This window comes from Cryobacterium sp. Hb1 (assembly GCF_004403585.1).
GTDB lineage: Bacteria > Actinomycetota > Actinomycetes > Actinomycetales > Microbacteriaceae > Cryobacterium > Cryobacterium lyxosi.
On the sequence record NZ_SOHI01000008.1, the window covers coordinates 62,326 to 78,093 of the forward strand.

The following is a 15,768-nucleotide window of genomic DNA, read 5'->3' on the forward strand; positions in this document are numbered from 1 at the left end:
TTAAGTCTTCATGGAAACGCTGAATATCACCTTCCCGCCCGAACTGCCGGTCAGCCAGCGTCGGGACGACATCGCCCGCGCGATTCGCGATAACCAGGTCGTGATCGTCGCCGGGTCGACCGGGTCGGGCAAGACCACCCAGTTGCCCAAGATCTGTCTGGAGCTCGGCCGCAAGAACATCGGCCACACCCAGCCGCGCCGGCTCGCCGCGCGCACCATCGCCGAACGGATCGCCGAGGAGCTCGGGCAGGAAGTCGGGCAACTGGTCGGCTACCAGGTGCGGTTCACCGACAAGGTCGGCGCCGACACCCGCATCAAGCTGATGACCGACGGCATCCTCTTGAATGAGATCCACCGCGACCGTATGTTACGCAAGTACGACACGATCATCATTGACGAGGCGCACGAACGCAGCCTCAACATCGACTTTCTACTCGGCTACCTGCGGCAGTTGCTGCCCAAACGCCCCGATCTCAAGCTCATCATCACCTCGGCCACCATCGACCCGGCCAGTTTCGCGAAGCACTTCGCCGCCGCCGACGGCACCCCGGCACCGGTCGTCGAAGTGTCTGGCCGCACCTTTCCGGTCGAAATTCGCTACCGACCACTCGTCGCCGAGCCGGGACTCGACGACGATGACGACACGACCGACTCCGCTCCCCCGGTCGACCGCGACTACATCGAGGGCATCACCGCGGCTCTCGACGAGCTTGAACGGGAGTCCAACGGCGACGTGCTCGTCTTTCTCTCCGGCGAGACCGAGATTCGCGACGCCGCCGACGCCCTGCAGGGCAAGTACGCCTCCTCGGCCAGCCGAAACCCCACCGAGGTGCTGCCGCTTTACGGTCGACTGTCGTCGGCCGACCAGCACCGGGTGTTCCAGCCGTCGACCGTGGCGGGGGTCAAACGACGCATCGTGCTCGCGACCAACGTGGCCGAAACCAGCCTGACCGTGCCGGGCATCCGCTATGTCATCGACGCCGGAACCGCGCGCATCAGCCGGTACAGCGTGCGCTCCAAGGTGCAGCGACTGCCGATCGAAGCGATCTCACAGGCCTCCGGCAACCAGCGCAGCGGCCGCAGTGGGCGCACCAGCGACGGCATCGCGATTCGGCTGTACTCCGAAGAGGACTATATGCGCCGCCCGGAATATACCGAGCCCGAGATTTTGCGCACGAACCTCGCCGCCGTCATTTTGCAGATGATCTCGCTCGGCCTCGGCGACATCGCCTCGTTCCCGTTCCTGACCCCGCCGGACAGCCGCAATATCAAGGACGGCCTCGACCTGCTCGCCGAACTCGGCGCCATCGAAGCCGGGGGGGCTGGGCGCACCAAGAGCGGTCGCGGCGCTGCCCACGGTGAAACGGATGCCGCGGCGCCGGCCGTCACCACCGGCCCGGCCACCCCGCGCCTCACTCGCATCGGCCAGCAACTCGCGCAACTGCCGATCGACCCGCGCTTTGGCCGCATGGTGATCGAATCGAAGACGCAGGGCACCAGCCGGGAGGTCATGGCGATCGTGGCCGGACTCACCATCCAGGACCCCCGGGAGCGCCCGCTCGAGCGTCGCGCCCAGGCTGACCAGTTCCATGCCCGGTTCGCCGATCCCACGAGCGACTTTCTCAGCCTGCTCAATCTCTGGAACTACCTCGAGAAGCAGCAGTCCGAACTGGGTTCGAGCGCCTTTCGACGCCTGTGCAAGAACGAATACCTCAACTACCTGCGGGTGCGCGAGTGGCAGGACGTGCTGCGGCAGTTGCGCCAGCTGGCCAAGCCGCTCGGCTTGCACCTCGGTGAGCCGAGCGCGAACCCCGACGGCGTCCACCGTTCGCTGCTCGCTGGGCTGCTCTCGCACATCGGCCTGAAAGACGTCGCGAAGAAGGACTATGTCGGCGCTCGAGCGCAGCGCTTTGTGCTCTTTCCCGGATCGACCCTGGCCAAAAAGCAGCCGAACGCGGTCATGAGCGCCGAACTGGTCGAGACCAGCCGGCTGTTCGCCCGCATGAACGCGGTCGTCGACCCAGCCTGGGCGGAACCGCTCGCCGGCAACCTGTGCAAGCGCAGCTACTCCGAACCGCACTGGGAGATGAAGCAGGGCGCCGCCGTGGTCTACGAACGTGTGACGCTGTACGGCGTGCCGATCGTGGCGCGCCGTCGGGTGCAGTTCTCGCGGATCGACGCGGCCTATGCCCGCGAGCTGTTCATCCGGCACGCGCTGGTCGCCGGGGAGTGGGACCGGGCCTCGGGGCCGCAATCGCCTGCGGCGGAGAAGGAAGCGGATCGCGGCGGTCGCGGGCCGTCGCGCAACGAACGCGTCGGCATCTCGGTCGACGGCGGCACAGCGTCGAGTGGGCGCGGTTCCGGCCGATCAGATGGCGCGCCCGCCGTCGGCTCGAGCGCGAGCCGTGGCGGACGGCCCGGCCAAGCGGGAGACCCCGGCATGTGGGCGTTTGAACGCGCCAATGCACGGCTGCGGGAGGAACTGGCCGAGCTGGAGGAACGCACCCGGCGCCGGGACATCCTCTTTGATGACGAAGCCGTCTTCGACTTCTACCAGCGTCGTATTCCAGCCGAGGTGTCGTCGACCAAGAGCTTCGAGGGCTGGTGGCGTACGGCCAGGTTCGACACCCCCGACCTGCTCACGATGACCGCCGACGCCCTCGTAGCCGAGGACTCCCCCGAGATCGACGAAGGACTCTTTCCGCCGAGCTGGCAGCAGGGCGACCAGCGCCTGAACCTTGGTTACCGCTTCGAGCCCGGCGAAGAGGATGACGGAGTGACCGTGCGTATTCCGCTCGCGTTACTGGCCCGCCTGTCACCGAACGGTTTCGACTGGCAGGTGCCCGGCCTCCGCGCCGAACTCGTCACTGCCATGATCAAGTCGCTGCCGAAAAGTATCCGGCGTAATGTCGTCCCCGCTGCCGACTGGGCCGCTCGGCTGCTGGGCGAACTACCCGGCGAGCCCGGCATCGTCGAGGCCTTGCCGACAGCGGTGCCCGAAGCATCGTTCGCCGAGACGCTCGCGGTGCTGATTCAGAAACTCACCTACGTACCGGTGAGCATGCGCGATTTCGAGCTCGACCGAATTCCCGCGCACCTGCGCATGACCTTCGTCGTCACCGACGAGCGCGGTCGCACGGTCGCCGCCGACAAGGACCTCGCCGACCTGCAACGCCGGCTCGGCACCCGGGTGCGCGAGAGCGTCGCGAAGGCGACGAGCGCCGCTGCACCGAGCAACGCGATCGAGCGCGGCGGCCTCACGACCTGGGACCTCGGTGAACTCCCCCGCTTTCTGGACACCAAGCAGGGTGACAATACGATTCGCGGGTATCCGACGCTCGTCGATGATGGGGCATCCGTTTCTATTCGCATGATGAGCACCGAGCTGGAGCAGGCCCGCGCTCTGCCCCGCGGCGTGCGCCGGCTACTGCTGCTCGCGACGCCGTCACCCGCCGCGTACGTACAGCAGCACCTCACCGCCGCCGAAAAGCTCAGCCTCGCGACGAGCCCATACAAAACCACGCAGGCCCTGTTCGAGGATTGCCTAGCCGCCGCGGTCGACGACGTATTGTTTCGGGTGCGCCCCGACGGGCAGGTGTTCATGAAGGCGGAGTTCGACACCATCCGTGATCGGGTATCCGGGGTGGTAATGGATTCCATGTTCGAAACGGTCGGATTGGTCGCCCGCATCCTCACCGCTCAGCGCCTGGCTGATAAGGCGCTCAAGGCCGCAACCAGCATGGCGCTGCTGCCGGGAATCAGCGATGCCCGCCAACAGCTCACCGCCCTGGTCTATCCCGGCTTCGTCAGCGAAACCGGTCTCGCCCAGCTGCGCCACCTGCCGCGCTACCTCGGTGGCATCACCGCCCGGGTACCCAAACTCGTCGACAACCCGAGCCGCGACCGGGTCTGGATGAACGAAACCCAGGCCGCCACCACCCGGTTCGAGAACGCTGGCGGTACCATGCCGCTCCAAGCGGATGCCGCGGCATCCGTTCTGCGCGCCCGCTGGATGATCGAGGAGCTGCGCATCAGCCTGTTCGCGCAGGAGCTCAGGGCGGCGGAGCCCGTCTCACTGCAACGCATTCAGAAGGCGCTCGCCGGATAGTTCGCGCTCCAGGCCCACCTTATGAACCCGGGCCCAGTCTATAAACTGGGCCCGCGGATGGGGCCCGGGCCCCGTCCGGTGGTGCAAGTGCGGGTGCGGGGACGGGGGTGGGGGTGGGGCTAGAGCACCTTGGAAAGGAAGGCCTGGGTGCGGTGGTGCTGCGGGTTGGCGAGCACCTCGGTAGGCACGCCGCTCTCGACGACGACTCCGCCGTCCATGAAGACCAGCGAATCGGCGACCTCACGGGCGAAACCCATCTCGTGGGTGACCACGATCATGGTCATGCCGTCGCGGGCCAGGCCCTGCATGACGTCGAGCACCTCGCCGACGAGCTCGGGGTCGAGCGCGCTGGTGGGCTCGTCGAACAGCATGAGCTTGGGCTCCATCGCCAGGGCGCGGGCGATCGCGACCCGCTGCTGCTGGCCGCCGGAGAGATGCGCCGGGTAGTAGTCAGCGCGTTCGGCGAGACCGACCCGCGCCAGTAGAGTCCGGGCGTTGGCCTCGACCCCGGCCTTCGACAGGCCCTTGACCCGGATGGGTGCCTCCATCACGTTCTGCAGCGCGGTCATGTGTGGAAACAGGTTGAACCGCTGGAACACCATGCCGATGTCCCGGCGCTGCCGGGCCGCTTCCCTCGGGTGCATCTCGTAGAGCTTGTCATTGGTCTCGCGGTAGCCGATGAGCTCTCCGTCGACGCTGAGCCGCCCGGACGAGACGACTTCGAGATGGTTGATGCAACGCAGAAAGGTGGACTTGCCCGAACCGCTGGGGCCGACCAGGCACATGACCTCGCCGCGCTTGACCTCGAGCGAAATGCTCTTGAGCACCTCGTTGGAGCCGAAGCTCTTGGAGACGCGGTCGGCGACGACCATGGGTGTGTCGTGCATCAGCGATCTCCCTGGGGCGGGTCGGTGGGGGGCAGCACCACGGTGGGTTGGCCGCTGCCAACGACCGGGGTGGCCCCCGTGAGCGACGCGGCCGCGTCATCCGCTTTCTTGTCTGGGCGACGGTCGCCAATACCGCGGGCGAACCGCTTTTCGAGGAAGTACTGGCCGACCATGAGAATAGACGTGAAGAACAGGTACCAGATCGACGCGACGATGAGCATCGGCACTGTTTCGAAGGTCACTGCGGCGATGTCGCGGGAACGTGTGTAGAGCTCGAGGGTGAACGGAATGGCCGTCACCAGCGAGGTGGTCTTGAGCATCGAGATGACCTCGTTGCCGGCCGGCGGAATGATCACCCGCATCGACTGGGGAACGATGATGCGCACCATGGTCTGGAACCAGCTCATACCCAGCGCGGTCGCCGCTTCTTCCTGCCCGCTGTCGACCGAGAGCAGGCCGGCGCGCACAATCTCGGCCATATAGGCGGCCTCGTTCAGGGCCAGTCCCACGATGGCGAGAATGAACGCGCTCAGCGCGACGCGGGTCGGAAAAGACACCCACGGTTCGGTGAAGGGCAACCCGATGTCGATGGTCTGGTAGATCGTGCCGATCAGGCCCCAGAATGCGAGTTGAACGTACACCGGGGTACCACGGAAGATCCAGAGGTAGACCCAGGCGATGCTGCTGACGACCGTGTTGGGTGAGAGCCGCATGATGGCGAGGGTCACTCCGAGGATGATCGCGATGACCATGGAGTAGACCGTGAGTTGCAGGGTGATGAACGCCGCCTGCGAGATGCGCTGGTCGAACAGGTACTTGCCGACCGCCGGCCAGTCGTAGGCGGGGCGCATCGCCGCATCGGTGATGAACAGCGCAACGATGATCAGTAACACGACCGCGAAGATGTTGCGCCAGGGGTGGCGCAGGCGGATGGCCTTGATACCGGGCTCGGTCTCGACGCCGGTCGCGGTCGTGTGAGTCATGATGTGGGTCGCTTACTCTTTCTAGCCTTTGGAGGCGACGTTGATGGTGATGGTGTCGATGCCACCGTCGGTGACACCCCAGGCGTCAAGGATCTTGCCGTAGGAGCCGTCATCGACCATGGACTGCAGGGCGGCCTGCACGGCCGCCGTCAGCTCGGACCCCTTGTCGACGGTGATTCCGTACGGCGCCGTGTCGAAGCTCTCGCCGGCGGGCTCCAGCTCGCCGTCGGCCTTGCTGATGGCGTAGAGGGTGACGGGCGAGTCGGCGCTGAGGGCATCGGCCTTGCCGAGCACGACCGCATTGGTCGCTTCGTCCTGGGAGCCGTAGGGCAGCACATCGATGGGCTCCTTGCCGGCGGCGACGCAGGCCGCGTTCTTGGCGGGCAGCTCGTCGGTCTCTTCAACCGTGTTGTCCTGCACGGCGACGGTCAGACCGCAGGCATTGTCGGGGTCGACGGTGTGGCCAACGGGCGCGGCCCAGAGAATTCCAGCGTTGTAGTAGTTGACGAAGTCAACCTGTTTCTCGCGCTCGAGGTTGTCGGTGAAGGAGGATTCGCCAATGTCGACGGTGCCACCGGTGATGCTCGGGATGATGGTGTCGAACGACGCGATCTGATACTTGGTGGTGAGGCCGAGCTTGGCGGCGATACCGTCGGCGAGCTCGATACCCCAGCCGATCGGTGCACCGGACGGGTCCTTGAACTCGTTCGGCGGGTAGGCCGCGTCCGTTCCGACGACGAGCACCCCTGCACTTTTAATGTCCGCGGGGAGCAGTGCGACCGCGGCGGGATCCGCTTCAATGGTGCTTACAGCATCGGGCGTCGTCGTGGCTGCAGGAGTGGAGTTGTCGACACAGCCGGTCAGCAGCACTACGGCGACGGCAGCGAATGCTGGAATAAAATATCGTGCGCGCATGGCACTTCCTTCTCTAGATGGTCGAAAATGCGCGAGTTCGCCGATGAACCCACACGCGGGTAAGACCTATCGAGCTTAGTGCACGCGCGGCGCGGCAAATTCGAGCGTTTACCCCACGGTGAAATTTTGACGAGCGGATGCGGCGGATCTATCGCACGAAACGTGCCCAACCGCAGAGCGAACATTTTGTACACGTCACCGGGTCGCTGGTCGAAGCCGAGGCCAACGGATGCCACAGCAAGCCGGCGCTGCGGCATGCTTTTCGAAAACAGTCCTACTCGACTGCGGCTGCGAGCAGGGCGACGTAGTCTTTTAGGCCCCAGGACAACGACAGTCCCGTGGGCGGGGAAACCGAGGCGATGAAGGATGCGCCGACCGGGGATGCGACCGTGCCGGCCTGCACCTGCGGCATAGCCTGCGCGTAGCTCGCGGCAAGGAACGCGTCGGATTCCTCCTGGGTGGAACCGAAGTTCACCAGCAGGTCGCTGCCGAGCTGGTCGAGCTGTTCGTAGCTGAGCGTGTAATAGAAGCTCGCCTCGTCGGTTGCGAGCTCATCGACGGCGGGCGCGCTGACGAAGCCGAGGTCGAGGGTGAAATCGACGCGCGGGTCGTGCTTCTTGTAGACGTAGAAGCTGCCGGCGCTGTCGCTCGTGAGGGCAATGGTCTTGCCGGCGAATTCGGGATGCGCGGCGGCCTGGTCGGCGATTTCGGTGTCGATCGACGTGAGCAGGGCGCTCGCTTCGTCGGTCTTGCCGAGCGCGGTTCCGGTGATCTCGATCAGATCGCGCCACGGGGTGGCCCAGGCGTCGCCCGGGTAGGCGACAACGGGGGCGATCTTGCTGAGCAGGTCGTATTCCTGCTCGGTGATGCCGGAGTAGGCGGCGAGAATCACGTCGGGGCCTGCTGCTGCGATGTCTTCGTAGGGCGGCTCCTGGGTATCGGGCAGCACGACGGGCATCTTTTCCCCCGTGAGGGCCTCGGCGATCCACGGCAGCACGCCGTTCTCGTCGCCACCGTAACTCTGGAACGGGATAGCCACCGGGATCACGCCGAGCGCGATCGCGTCGTCGGCGCTGCCCCATCCCCAGGCCACCACGCGGGCGGGCTGCGAGTCGATCGTGGTTTCACCGAAGGCATGCTCGATGGTGACGGGAAAGCTGCCGGATGCCGCGGCGTCGGCAGGGTCAGCCGTATCGTTGGCGGCCGTGCAACCACTCAGGCCCAGGGCAAGGATGCTCGCTGCGGCAACAAACGTGAGGGTCAGGCGTCGGGTCACGAAGTTCTCCAGTTCGTCGGGCGCGGGCGACAGGGTACCCCGCTGATATAAGGTTAGCCTAACCTAATTTCTGATGTGCGAATGCTCAAGGGCAGGGACGTTCAGCCTCGGTGAGCCCGGCGGAACAAGTCCGTGGAACCGGCCGATCGGCACGACCATGGGCGCGCCGCAGACCGGGTCGGACACAATCGTGGCGTCGAGGTCGAAGGCCTTACGCACGATGTCGGCGTTGAGCGTCTCTGCGGGCGTTCCGTTGGCCACGATGCGTCCGGCGCACATGACGACGAGGTGGTCGGCGTAGCGGGCGGCCAGGTTGAGGTCGTGCAGCACCATCACGACGGTCGTGCCGCGCTCACGGTTGCGCTCGAGCAGAAGGTCGAGCACCTCGATCTGGTGGGTCACGTCGAGAAACGTAGTCGGTTCGTCGAGCAGCAGAATCTCGGGGTCCTGCGCGAGCGCCATGGCGATCCAGACGCGCTGGCGCTGTCCGCCGGAGAGGTCTTCGAGGCGGCGCGCGGCGAGTTCGTGGGTGTTGGTGGCGGCCATTGCTGCGGCGACGATCGCGTCGTCGGTGCTCGACCACTGCCGAAACCACCCCTGGTGCGGGTAGCGGCCGCGGCTGATGAGGTCTGCCACGGTGATGCCGTCGGGTGCGATGGGCTGTTGCGGCAGCAGGCCCACGATGGTCGCGACCTTTTTTGCGGGGAGCGCGGCGATGTTGCGCCCGTCCAGGGTGACCTGGCCGGTATCCGGTTTCAGCAGGCGCGCGAGGCCTTTGAGCAGGGTGGACTTGCCCGAGGCGTTGGCTCCGACGATGACCGTGACGGCACCCTGAACGATTTCAAGGTCGAGGTTTTCAATGATGGCAGTGTGGTCATAGCCGAGACTGACACTCTCGGCGCGCAGTAGGTGGGTCATCAGGCGCTCTTTCCGGTTGTATTGCCGGTGGCGAGCAGCCAGAGCAGGTATGGGGCGCCGATGGCTCCCGTGATGATTCCGGCAGGCAGTTCGAGCTGCCCGGGCAGCAGGTGCTGGGCGGTGAAGTCGGCGACGGTCGTGATGAGCGCTCCGATAAGCGCCGTGGGAGTCAGGGCCAGACCGCCGGTGCCGAGCAGGCGCCGGGCGATCGGTGCTGCCACGAACGCCACGAAGGCGAGCGGTCCGACGGCGGCGGTCGCCGTCGCGGCGAGCGCGACAGCGACTACGAGCAGCACGAGCCTGGTGCGTTCGGCACCGACGCCGAGGCTCGTGGCGAGGTCATCGCCGAGTTGCAGTACGCGCAGGCGGCCGCTGAGAACACGAACGACGGGCAGCAGCGCGAGTAGCACGACGGCCACGACCGCGATCTCTTGCCATCCGGCGCCGTTGACGCTGCCGACCAGCCAGAGCAGAGCGCCCTGGGCGTCGTTGAGATCGGCGCGGGACAATAAGTAGCCGAGCAGGCCCTGCACCATGAACGCGACGCCAACGCCGATAAGCACGAAGCGGTAGCCGACCACGCCGCCGCGGCGCGCCAGCAGGTAGATGGCGCAGGCAACGATGCTGGCGCCGGCAAACGCAGCGAGGGAGGTGGCGACGCTTCCAAAACCGAGGATGAGCATGCCGAACACCGCGGCGGCGCTCGCTCCCCCGGTGACCCCGATGATGTCGGGGCTCGCGAGCGGATTGCGCAGCACGGTCTGGAACAGTGCGCCAGAGATCGCGAACGCTACCCCGACCAGCACGGCGAGGGTCAGCCGGGGTAGGCGCAGCGAGAGCACGATGAAGTTCTCGCTCTGGGTGCCCTGACCAGTGAGGGTGCTTAGCAGGTCGGGCACGCCCAGGGAGTACGCGCCGACCGCGAGGCTGAAGGCGGCCACGAGAACGAGGGCACCGAGCAGCGCGAGCACGAGCCGGTGCTCGCGCCTGCTCTGCCGGGCGCGCGCGTGGCTGAGGGGCGCGACATCCGTTTTCACCTCGCTGCGGGTGGTCATCACAGACCGGCCAGCTTCACGCGGCGCACAAGGGCGATGAGTACCGGTGCCCCGAGGAACGCGACGACGAGGCCGGCCTCGATCTCCCCCGGCTGGGCGATGATGCGGCCGAGTACGTCCGCCGTGACGAGCAGGGTGGGCCCGAAGAAAGCGGAGAACGCGATGATGAGCCGGTAGTCGGGGCCGGTGATCCAGCGGGCCACGTGCGGCACTGCGAGGCCGACGAACACGATCGGACCGGCCATCGCGGTCGCCGAGCCACACAGCAGCACGATCGCGACGGCGCAGACGATGCGGGCGGTGACCAGGTTCTGGCCGAGACCACGGGCGAGATCGTCGCCGAGGGCGAGGGTATTGAGCATGCGGGCGGCCCCGATGGCGAGCATCGTCCCCACCAGGATGAACGGGGCCAGCGGCAGGGCGGCGTCGAGGCCGCGGGCGACGAGAGAGCCGGCCGCCCAGAATCGGTAGCGGTCGAAAGCCTCGGAGTCGGCCAGTAACACGATCGTGATGAGCGAGGTGAACGCTGCCGTCAGCGCGGTTCCGGCGAGGGCGAGCTTCACCGGCGTCGCGCCTTCACGGCCGAGCGATCCGATCAGGTAGACGATCGTTGCCGCAACGGCGGCGCCGGCGAAGGCGAACCAGACATAGCCGAGCGAGGAAGTCACGCCGAACCAGGCGATGCCGGCAACGACGAACAGGGAGGCTCCGGCATTGACGCCGAGTAGGCCGGGGTCAGCGAGCGGGTTGCGGGTGACGCCCTGCATGAGGGCGCCGGCCAGGCCGAGGGCGAGGCCGGCCAGTAGGCCCACGACCGTGCGCGGCACGCGCAGGTCGAGGATGACGGTGTGGTCGGTCAGGGTGCGGTCCGGGTTGAACAGCGCGCTCCACACGGTGACCGGGGAGATCTCGCGGGTGCCGACGAGGAGTGACGCGGCGATGCTGAGCCCCAGCAGTACGAGGGCCATGATAAAGCCGATGACGACGCGACGCGAGTGAACGCGGGCCGGCGCCGGTGCAGCGGGTGCAGGTCGTTCGAGAGCCAGGGTCATTGAGCTGCGGACCGGCCCAGCCGCCAGTAACCCATGAAAGCCACCCGTGAACGGTCGATGCCGGTCTCGCTCACCAGAAAACGTCGAAGCAATTTGATCATGCCGGATTCGCCTGCAAGCCAGGCGTAGAAACCGGTGCCGCTCTCGTCGTTCGGTGATTCCCAGAGCGGGTCGCAATCCACGTCGACCTCGGCGAGCGGCTGAGCGTGTGCGGCGACCGCCAGATTGATGAGCGTGCCGTTGTCGGCGACCCAGTCGCGCACGGCTTCATCCAGGCGTTCTCCGTGCGGCGCTGTGTCGCGGGCCAGCCACGTGATCTCGCAACCGGTCGGTAACACGAGGGGTAGTGCATCCGCTTCGACAGGCACTTCGATGAAAGCGCGGGCACGGCGGCCAGCGGGCAGGCTCTCGAGGATGCTGCAGATAGCGGGGGCGGCGGTTTCATCACCGGCCAGCAGCAGGTCGGTCGCGTGAGCCGGGTGCCAGTCGAGGCCGATCGCGCGCTCCGGGCTGCGTTCGTCGGGGCCGATGATGACAACGTCACTCCCGATGGACGCAGCCTGCAGCCAGCGCGCGGCCGGCCCGAGGGCGCCGTGGCCGGCGTGGGTCACGAAATCCACATCGATTTCGCGCTGTTCGGGGCGCACTGCTCGAATCGTGTAGGTGCGAAGGGGGTTACGGTCGGCGCCGGGCAACGCACGCCAGCGGTCGTACCAGGTGCCGTCGGCGCCGACGCGATCATCATCTTCGCCGATATCAAAGAGGCCGCAGCCGGGCAGCGGCAACACTATTTTGATGCGCTGGTCGAGCCCCGCCGTGCCGAAGGTATCGAACTGCGCACCGAAAAACGTCACCCGGGTGAAATGATCACTCAGCAAGCGGATGCCGACCACGGTGACCCGGTAGGGCCGGTAAGCCGGTCGGTCAGTGACCGCCCGGGCTCCCAAGCCGGTTCGAATCGGTAAGGTAAGCATTACCTAAGTATGGCATGCCTTGCCTCACAGTGGGCTTTGCATGAGGACCCAGCATGGCCACCCGTCTCCCCCGGTTTCACTGCCCAGTCTGATCGCCCCGGTTTTCGACGCCCCGGTTTTCGACGCGCACGACCCTAGACTGAAATCATTGTGAAAAGTTACTGGACGCTCCTGCGCACACCCGGCGTGTCCCGCCTGATTGGCGCGCAGCTGACGGCCCGTTTTCCGTTCGGTATGCTCTCACTCGCCTTTCTCATTCACATTGAGCAGATCTTTGATTCCTATGGCGCTGCCGGGCTGGTTCTTGGCGCAATGAGCATCGGCCAGGCCATCGCGGGGCCCCTCACCAGCCGTCTGATGGGACAGCTCGGCATGCGCCCGGTAATCATCGCGACCATGTTCATCTGCGCGGTGTCGATCGTCGTTATGGCGCTGGTTCCGCTGTCGGTGCTGAGCCTCATGCTCATCGGATTCGTGGCCGGCCTGTCAACGCCGCCGATTCAGCCCGCCGTGCGCACCATTTATCCCAAAATCGTCAACTCTCGCCAGCTCACCCCGCTATTCTCACTCGACGCCTCGGCGCAGGAGATCATCTGGGTACTCGGCCCCGTCATCGCGACCTTCGTGGCGCTGCAGGTTTCGACGACCGCGGGCATCCTGCTCGCCGCATTCTTTCTGGTCGCCGGCGGAATCTGGTTCGTCTCCCTGCCGGAGGTGGGACGGGTGCGCATTCCGCGCAGCCGCCGCAAGCTCGGTGTGGTGCTGAAAAAGCCCGCAGTGCTGCTCAGCACCATCGTCGGGTTCACCCTCGTAGCCGCCTGCGCCGCCGTCGAAGCCGGAGTGGTCGCGGTGTTCGGGCACGGCAGCGCCGACGCTGGCTGGGTGCTGGGCATCTTCGCGATCGGCTCCCTCATCGGTGGCCTCGCGCTCGGCCATTCCCCGATCGGCCCGTGGGCCCTCGCCGCCCGCATGCTCATCGTCACCATCGGGCTGGCCCTGGCGAGCCTGTGGCTCACCTTCTGGTGGCTGTCCCTGGCCTTGCTCGTGGCGGGGGTCGGCATCGCTCCCGCCTTCGCGGTCTTGTTCGGCATCGTCTCGGCGAGCGTGAAGTTCAGCGACACCGCCGAGGCCTACGGCTGGGTCGGTACCGGCCAGTTGATCGGCGCCGCCATGGGGTCGGCCATCGCTGGCTTTTCCATCGACCACTCCGGACCGGTCTCCGCGATCTATGTCGCAGCGGGCTTCGCCGCGCTCGGCTGCATCATTCCCGCACTCGGTCGTCGCTGGCACCCCGACCTGCGTGGCCGGGACATCAGCCCCATCCCCGATACCGAGCCCATTCAGGTGCAGGTTTCCTAGCCCAGTTCTCCTAGCATGAAGGGATGAACTCACTCACCCTCAACGACGGCCACCTGATTCCCCAGCTCGGTCTCGGGGTGTACAAGGTAGCGGATGACCTCGCCGCCGAGACCGTGCAGGTCGCGCTCGACGCCGGGTACCGTCACGTCGACACCGCCGCGCTCTACGAGAACGAGGTCGGCGTCGGGCAGGGACTCACGCGTTCCGGCGTGCCTCGGGAAGACGTGTTCGTGACGACCAAGGTCTGGAATGACCGCCATGGCTACGCCGAAACTTTGAAAGCCTTCGACGAGAGCCTCGCCAAGCTGGGCCTGGACTACGTCGACCTGTACCTGATCCACTGGCCGGCCCCGAAGCAGAACCGCTATGTCGACACCTATCGCGCCCTCGAAGCGATCCGCGCCACGGGCCGGGCCCGCTCGATCGGCGTTTCCAATTTTCACCCGCACCACCTCGACCGTCTCCTGGCCGAGACCGAGGTCGTGCCCGTGCTCAACCAAGTGGAGTTGCACCCGTGGTTGCCGCAAACCAAGGTGCGCGTGTATGACGCGGCCCGCGGCATCCGTACCGAAGCGTGGTCACCCCTGGCAAGAGGGCGCGCGATCGGCAACCCGATCCTCGACGCGATCGGCGCCAGGCACGGCAAGTCGGCGGCGCAGATCGTGATCGCCTGGCACCTGTCGCTCGGCAACATTGTCATTCCCAAGTCGGTCACACCGGCGCGCATTCGCGCCAACATTGACGTGTTCGACATTGTGCTCGACCCGCAGGATCTTGCGGCGATTGCGGCACTCGACAGCGGCGAGCGCACCGGCAAGGACCCCGACGACCTCGACTGAGCGGCCGCGGGCCGAACCCGGAACCGCGGGAGGTGGTCGCAGGCCCGACCGCTCATCAATCCATGTTTCAACCGGCATCGAACCAGTGACGGGGTTCCCGGTCTGCACAACGGGCCTTAGCCAAACGAGATACACAATGAACCAAAACCCGTAGACGGACTGCCCTCCGTTCATAGTGAATTGCAAGGTTTGGTCATCACGGCAGTGGTTCTCCCGCCGCTCTGCCGAATCACGTCATGCGCGGCGACTGCGGCCATGATCCTGCCGGTGGCCCACCAGCTGACTCCGCGGCCTGCGAGCTGCGTGCCTGCAGGCGCGATCGCTCCGAAGCCAGCCTGTCGACAGCCGCCGCGACTCTGACGCATTGGAGTGACCAGCTGATCCCGGGCCTCAACCGAGGCCGGTCGCATTCACCAGCGCGGGTGGATCTGCTCCCGCAGGAGCCGGTCGTAGATGTCCTGAACGCCCTCGTTGAAGGCGACGCCCAGCGGCTCGGCCACGCCGGCCGCGGCATTGGCCTGAGCTTGTGCAACCGAGCGGGCTCCCGGAATCACAGCGCTCACGCCGTCGATCTGGGCGACCCAAGCCAGTGCGGCCTGGGTCGGGGTGAGGCCGGCCGGAGCCAGGGCAGCGAATTCGGTGGCGGCCTGCAGGCCGACCTCGAAGTCGACGCCGGAGAAGGTTTCGCCGACGTCGAAGTGGCTGCCGTCGCGGTTGAAGTTGCGGTGGTCGCTTTCGGCGAATACGGTCTCGTGGGAATATTTGCCGGTCAGCAGCCCGCTGGCCAGCGGAACCCGGGCGATGATACCGACTCCGGCGGCGCGCGCAGTCGGCAGCACCTCGTCGAGCGGCTTGAGCCGAAAAGCGTTCAGGATGATCTGCACCGTGGCGACGCCCGGGCGGCTGATCGCGGCGAGCGCCTGGTCGCAGGTCTCCACGCTCACACCATAATTTTTGATGACGCCCTCGCTGACGAGGGTGTCAAGCGCGTCGTAGACCTCGCCGGATTCAAAGACCGCGCCAGGCGGGCAGTGCAGTTGCACGAGGTCGAGGGTGTCCATGCCGAGGTTGGTCCGCGACCGGTCGGTCCACTCGCGAAAATTGGCCAGCACGAAATTCTCCGGCAGCTGTTCGGCCCGGCGACCCATTTTGGTGGCGACGGTGATTTCAGCACCTGAAGCGTCGTTCGCAAGAAACTGCCCGATCAAACGCTCGCTGCGGCCGTCACCATAGACATCCGCTGTGTCGAAGAACGTGACGCCGGCATCTACGGATGCCGCCAGCACAGCAGCCCCATCGGCGTCAGTCACGGCGCCCCAGTCGCCCCCGAGCTGCCAGGTTCCGAGACCGACCACGGAAACAGTGCGGCCGGTTCTTCCGAGGATTCGTTTTTGCATGCCCC

At 66.3% G+C, this 15,768-nt stretch carries 12 protein-coding genes; 3 read left to right on the top strand and 9 right to left on the bottom strand.

Features of this window, described 5'->3' with window-relative positions:
• Positions 1 to 10: 10 nt before the first annotated feature.
• Positions 11 to 4,108 carry an ATP-dependent RNA helicase HrpA gene (gene hrpA, locus E3T38_RS16990; protein ID WP_241984252.1) on the top strand — a complete coding sequence of 1,366 codons (4,098 nt, stop codon included), beginning with the start codon at positions 11 to 13 and terminating at the stop codon, positions 4,106 to 4,108.
• A 119-nt stretch (positions 4,109 to 4,227) separates the two neighbouring features.
• Here the strand turns inward: hrpA and E3T38_RS02245 are convergent, their stop codons facing one another.
• The 8 genes from E3T38_RS02245 to E3T38_RS02280 all read right to left on the bottom strand — a co-directional run bounded on the left by E3T38_RS02245 (position 4,228) and on the right by E3T38_RS02280 (position 12,168).
• The gene (locus tag E3T38_RS02245) at positions 4,228 to 4,980 is read right to left on the bottom strand and encodes an amino acid ABC transporter ATP-binding protein (RefSeq protein WP_158252531.1); all 753 of its coding nucleotides are present in this window, start codon (positions 4,978 to 4,980) and stop codon (positions 4,228 to 4,230) included.
• A gap of 14 nt (positions 4,981 to 4,994) precedes the next feature.
• On the bottom strand, positions 4,995 to 5,978 hold the full coding sequence (locus tag E3T38_RS02250; protein ID WP_104127418.1) for an amino acid ABC transporter permease: 984 nt from the start codon (positions 5,976 to 5,978) through the stop codon (positions 4,995 to 4,997).
• 21 nt (positions 5,979 to 5,999) lie between these two features.
• Positions 6,000 to 6,893: an ABC transporter substrate-binding protein gene (locus E3T38_RS02255; RefSeq protein ID WP_134545857.1), complete on the bottom strand. Its 894-nt coding sequence runs from the start codon at positions 6,891 to 6,893 to the stop codon at positions 6,000 to 6,002.
• Between the two features lie 274 nt (positions 6,894 to 7,167).
• A complete protein-coding gene (locus E3T38_RS02260) occupies positions 7,168 to 8,169 on the bottom strand; it encodes an iron-siderophore ABC transporter substrate-binding protein (protein WP_134545859.1) in 1,002 nt (333 codons plus the stop codon).
• Between the two features lie 63 nt (positions 8,170 to 8,232).
• Entirely contained in the window at positions 8,233 to 9,087 is an 855-nt protein-coding gene (locus tag E3T38_RS02265; RefSeq protein ID WP_134545861.1) for an ABC transporter ATP-binding protein, read from the bottom strand.
• Positions 9,087 to 10,142, bottom strand: a complete 1,056-nt coding sequence (locus tag E3T38_RS02270; protein ID WP_134546401.1) for an iron chelate uptake ABC transporter family permease subunit — start codon at positions 10,140 to 10,142, stop codon at positions 9,087 to 9,089. Before E3T38_RS02270 ends, E3T38_RS02265 begins: the two co-directional genes overlap by 1 nt.
• Entirely contained in the window at positions 10,142 to 11,194 is a 1,053-nt protein-coding gene (locus tag E3T38_RS02275) for an iron ABC transporter permease (RefSeq protein WP_134545863.1), read from the bottom strand. The genes E3T38_RS02270 and E3T38_RS02275 overlap by 1 nt, the downstream gene beginning before the upstream one ends.
• Positions 11,191 to 12,168: a siderophore-interacting protein gene (locus tag E3T38_RS02280; RefSeq protein ID WP_134545865.1), complete on the bottom strand. Its 978-nt coding sequence runs from the start codon at positions 12,166 to 12,168 to the stop codon at positions 11,191 to 11,193. Before E3T38_RS02280 ends, E3T38_RS02275 begins: the two co-directional genes overlap by 4 nt.
• Before the next feature lie 150 nt (positions 12,169 to 12,318).
• On the opposite strand from E3T38_RS02280, the gene E3T38_RS02285 reads away from it, so the two are divergent.
• Positions 12,319 to 13,527, top strand: a complete 1,209-nt coding sequence (locus E3T38_RS02285; protein ID WP_104198257.1) for an MFS transporter — start codon at positions 12,319 to 12,321, stop codon at positions 13,525 to 13,527.
• A 23-nt stretch (positions 13,528 to 13,550) separates the two neighbouring features.
• Positions 13,551 to 14,366, top strand: coding sequence for an aldo/keto reductase (locus tag E3T38_RS02290; protein WP_134545867.1), 816 nt, complete (start codon positions 13,551 to 13,553; stop codon positions 14,364 to 14,366).
• Positions 14,367 to 14,776: 410 nt separating this feature from the next.
• Here the strand turns inward: E3T38_RS02290 and E3T38_RS02295 are convergent, their stop codons facing one another.
• Complete coding sequence (locus E3T38_RS02295) at positions 14,777 to 15,763, bottom strand: aldo/keto reductase (protein WP_134545869.1); 987 nt, start codon at positions 15,761 to 15,763, stop codon at positions 14,777 to 14,779.
• Positions 15,764 to 15,768 lie beyond the last annotated feature (5 nt).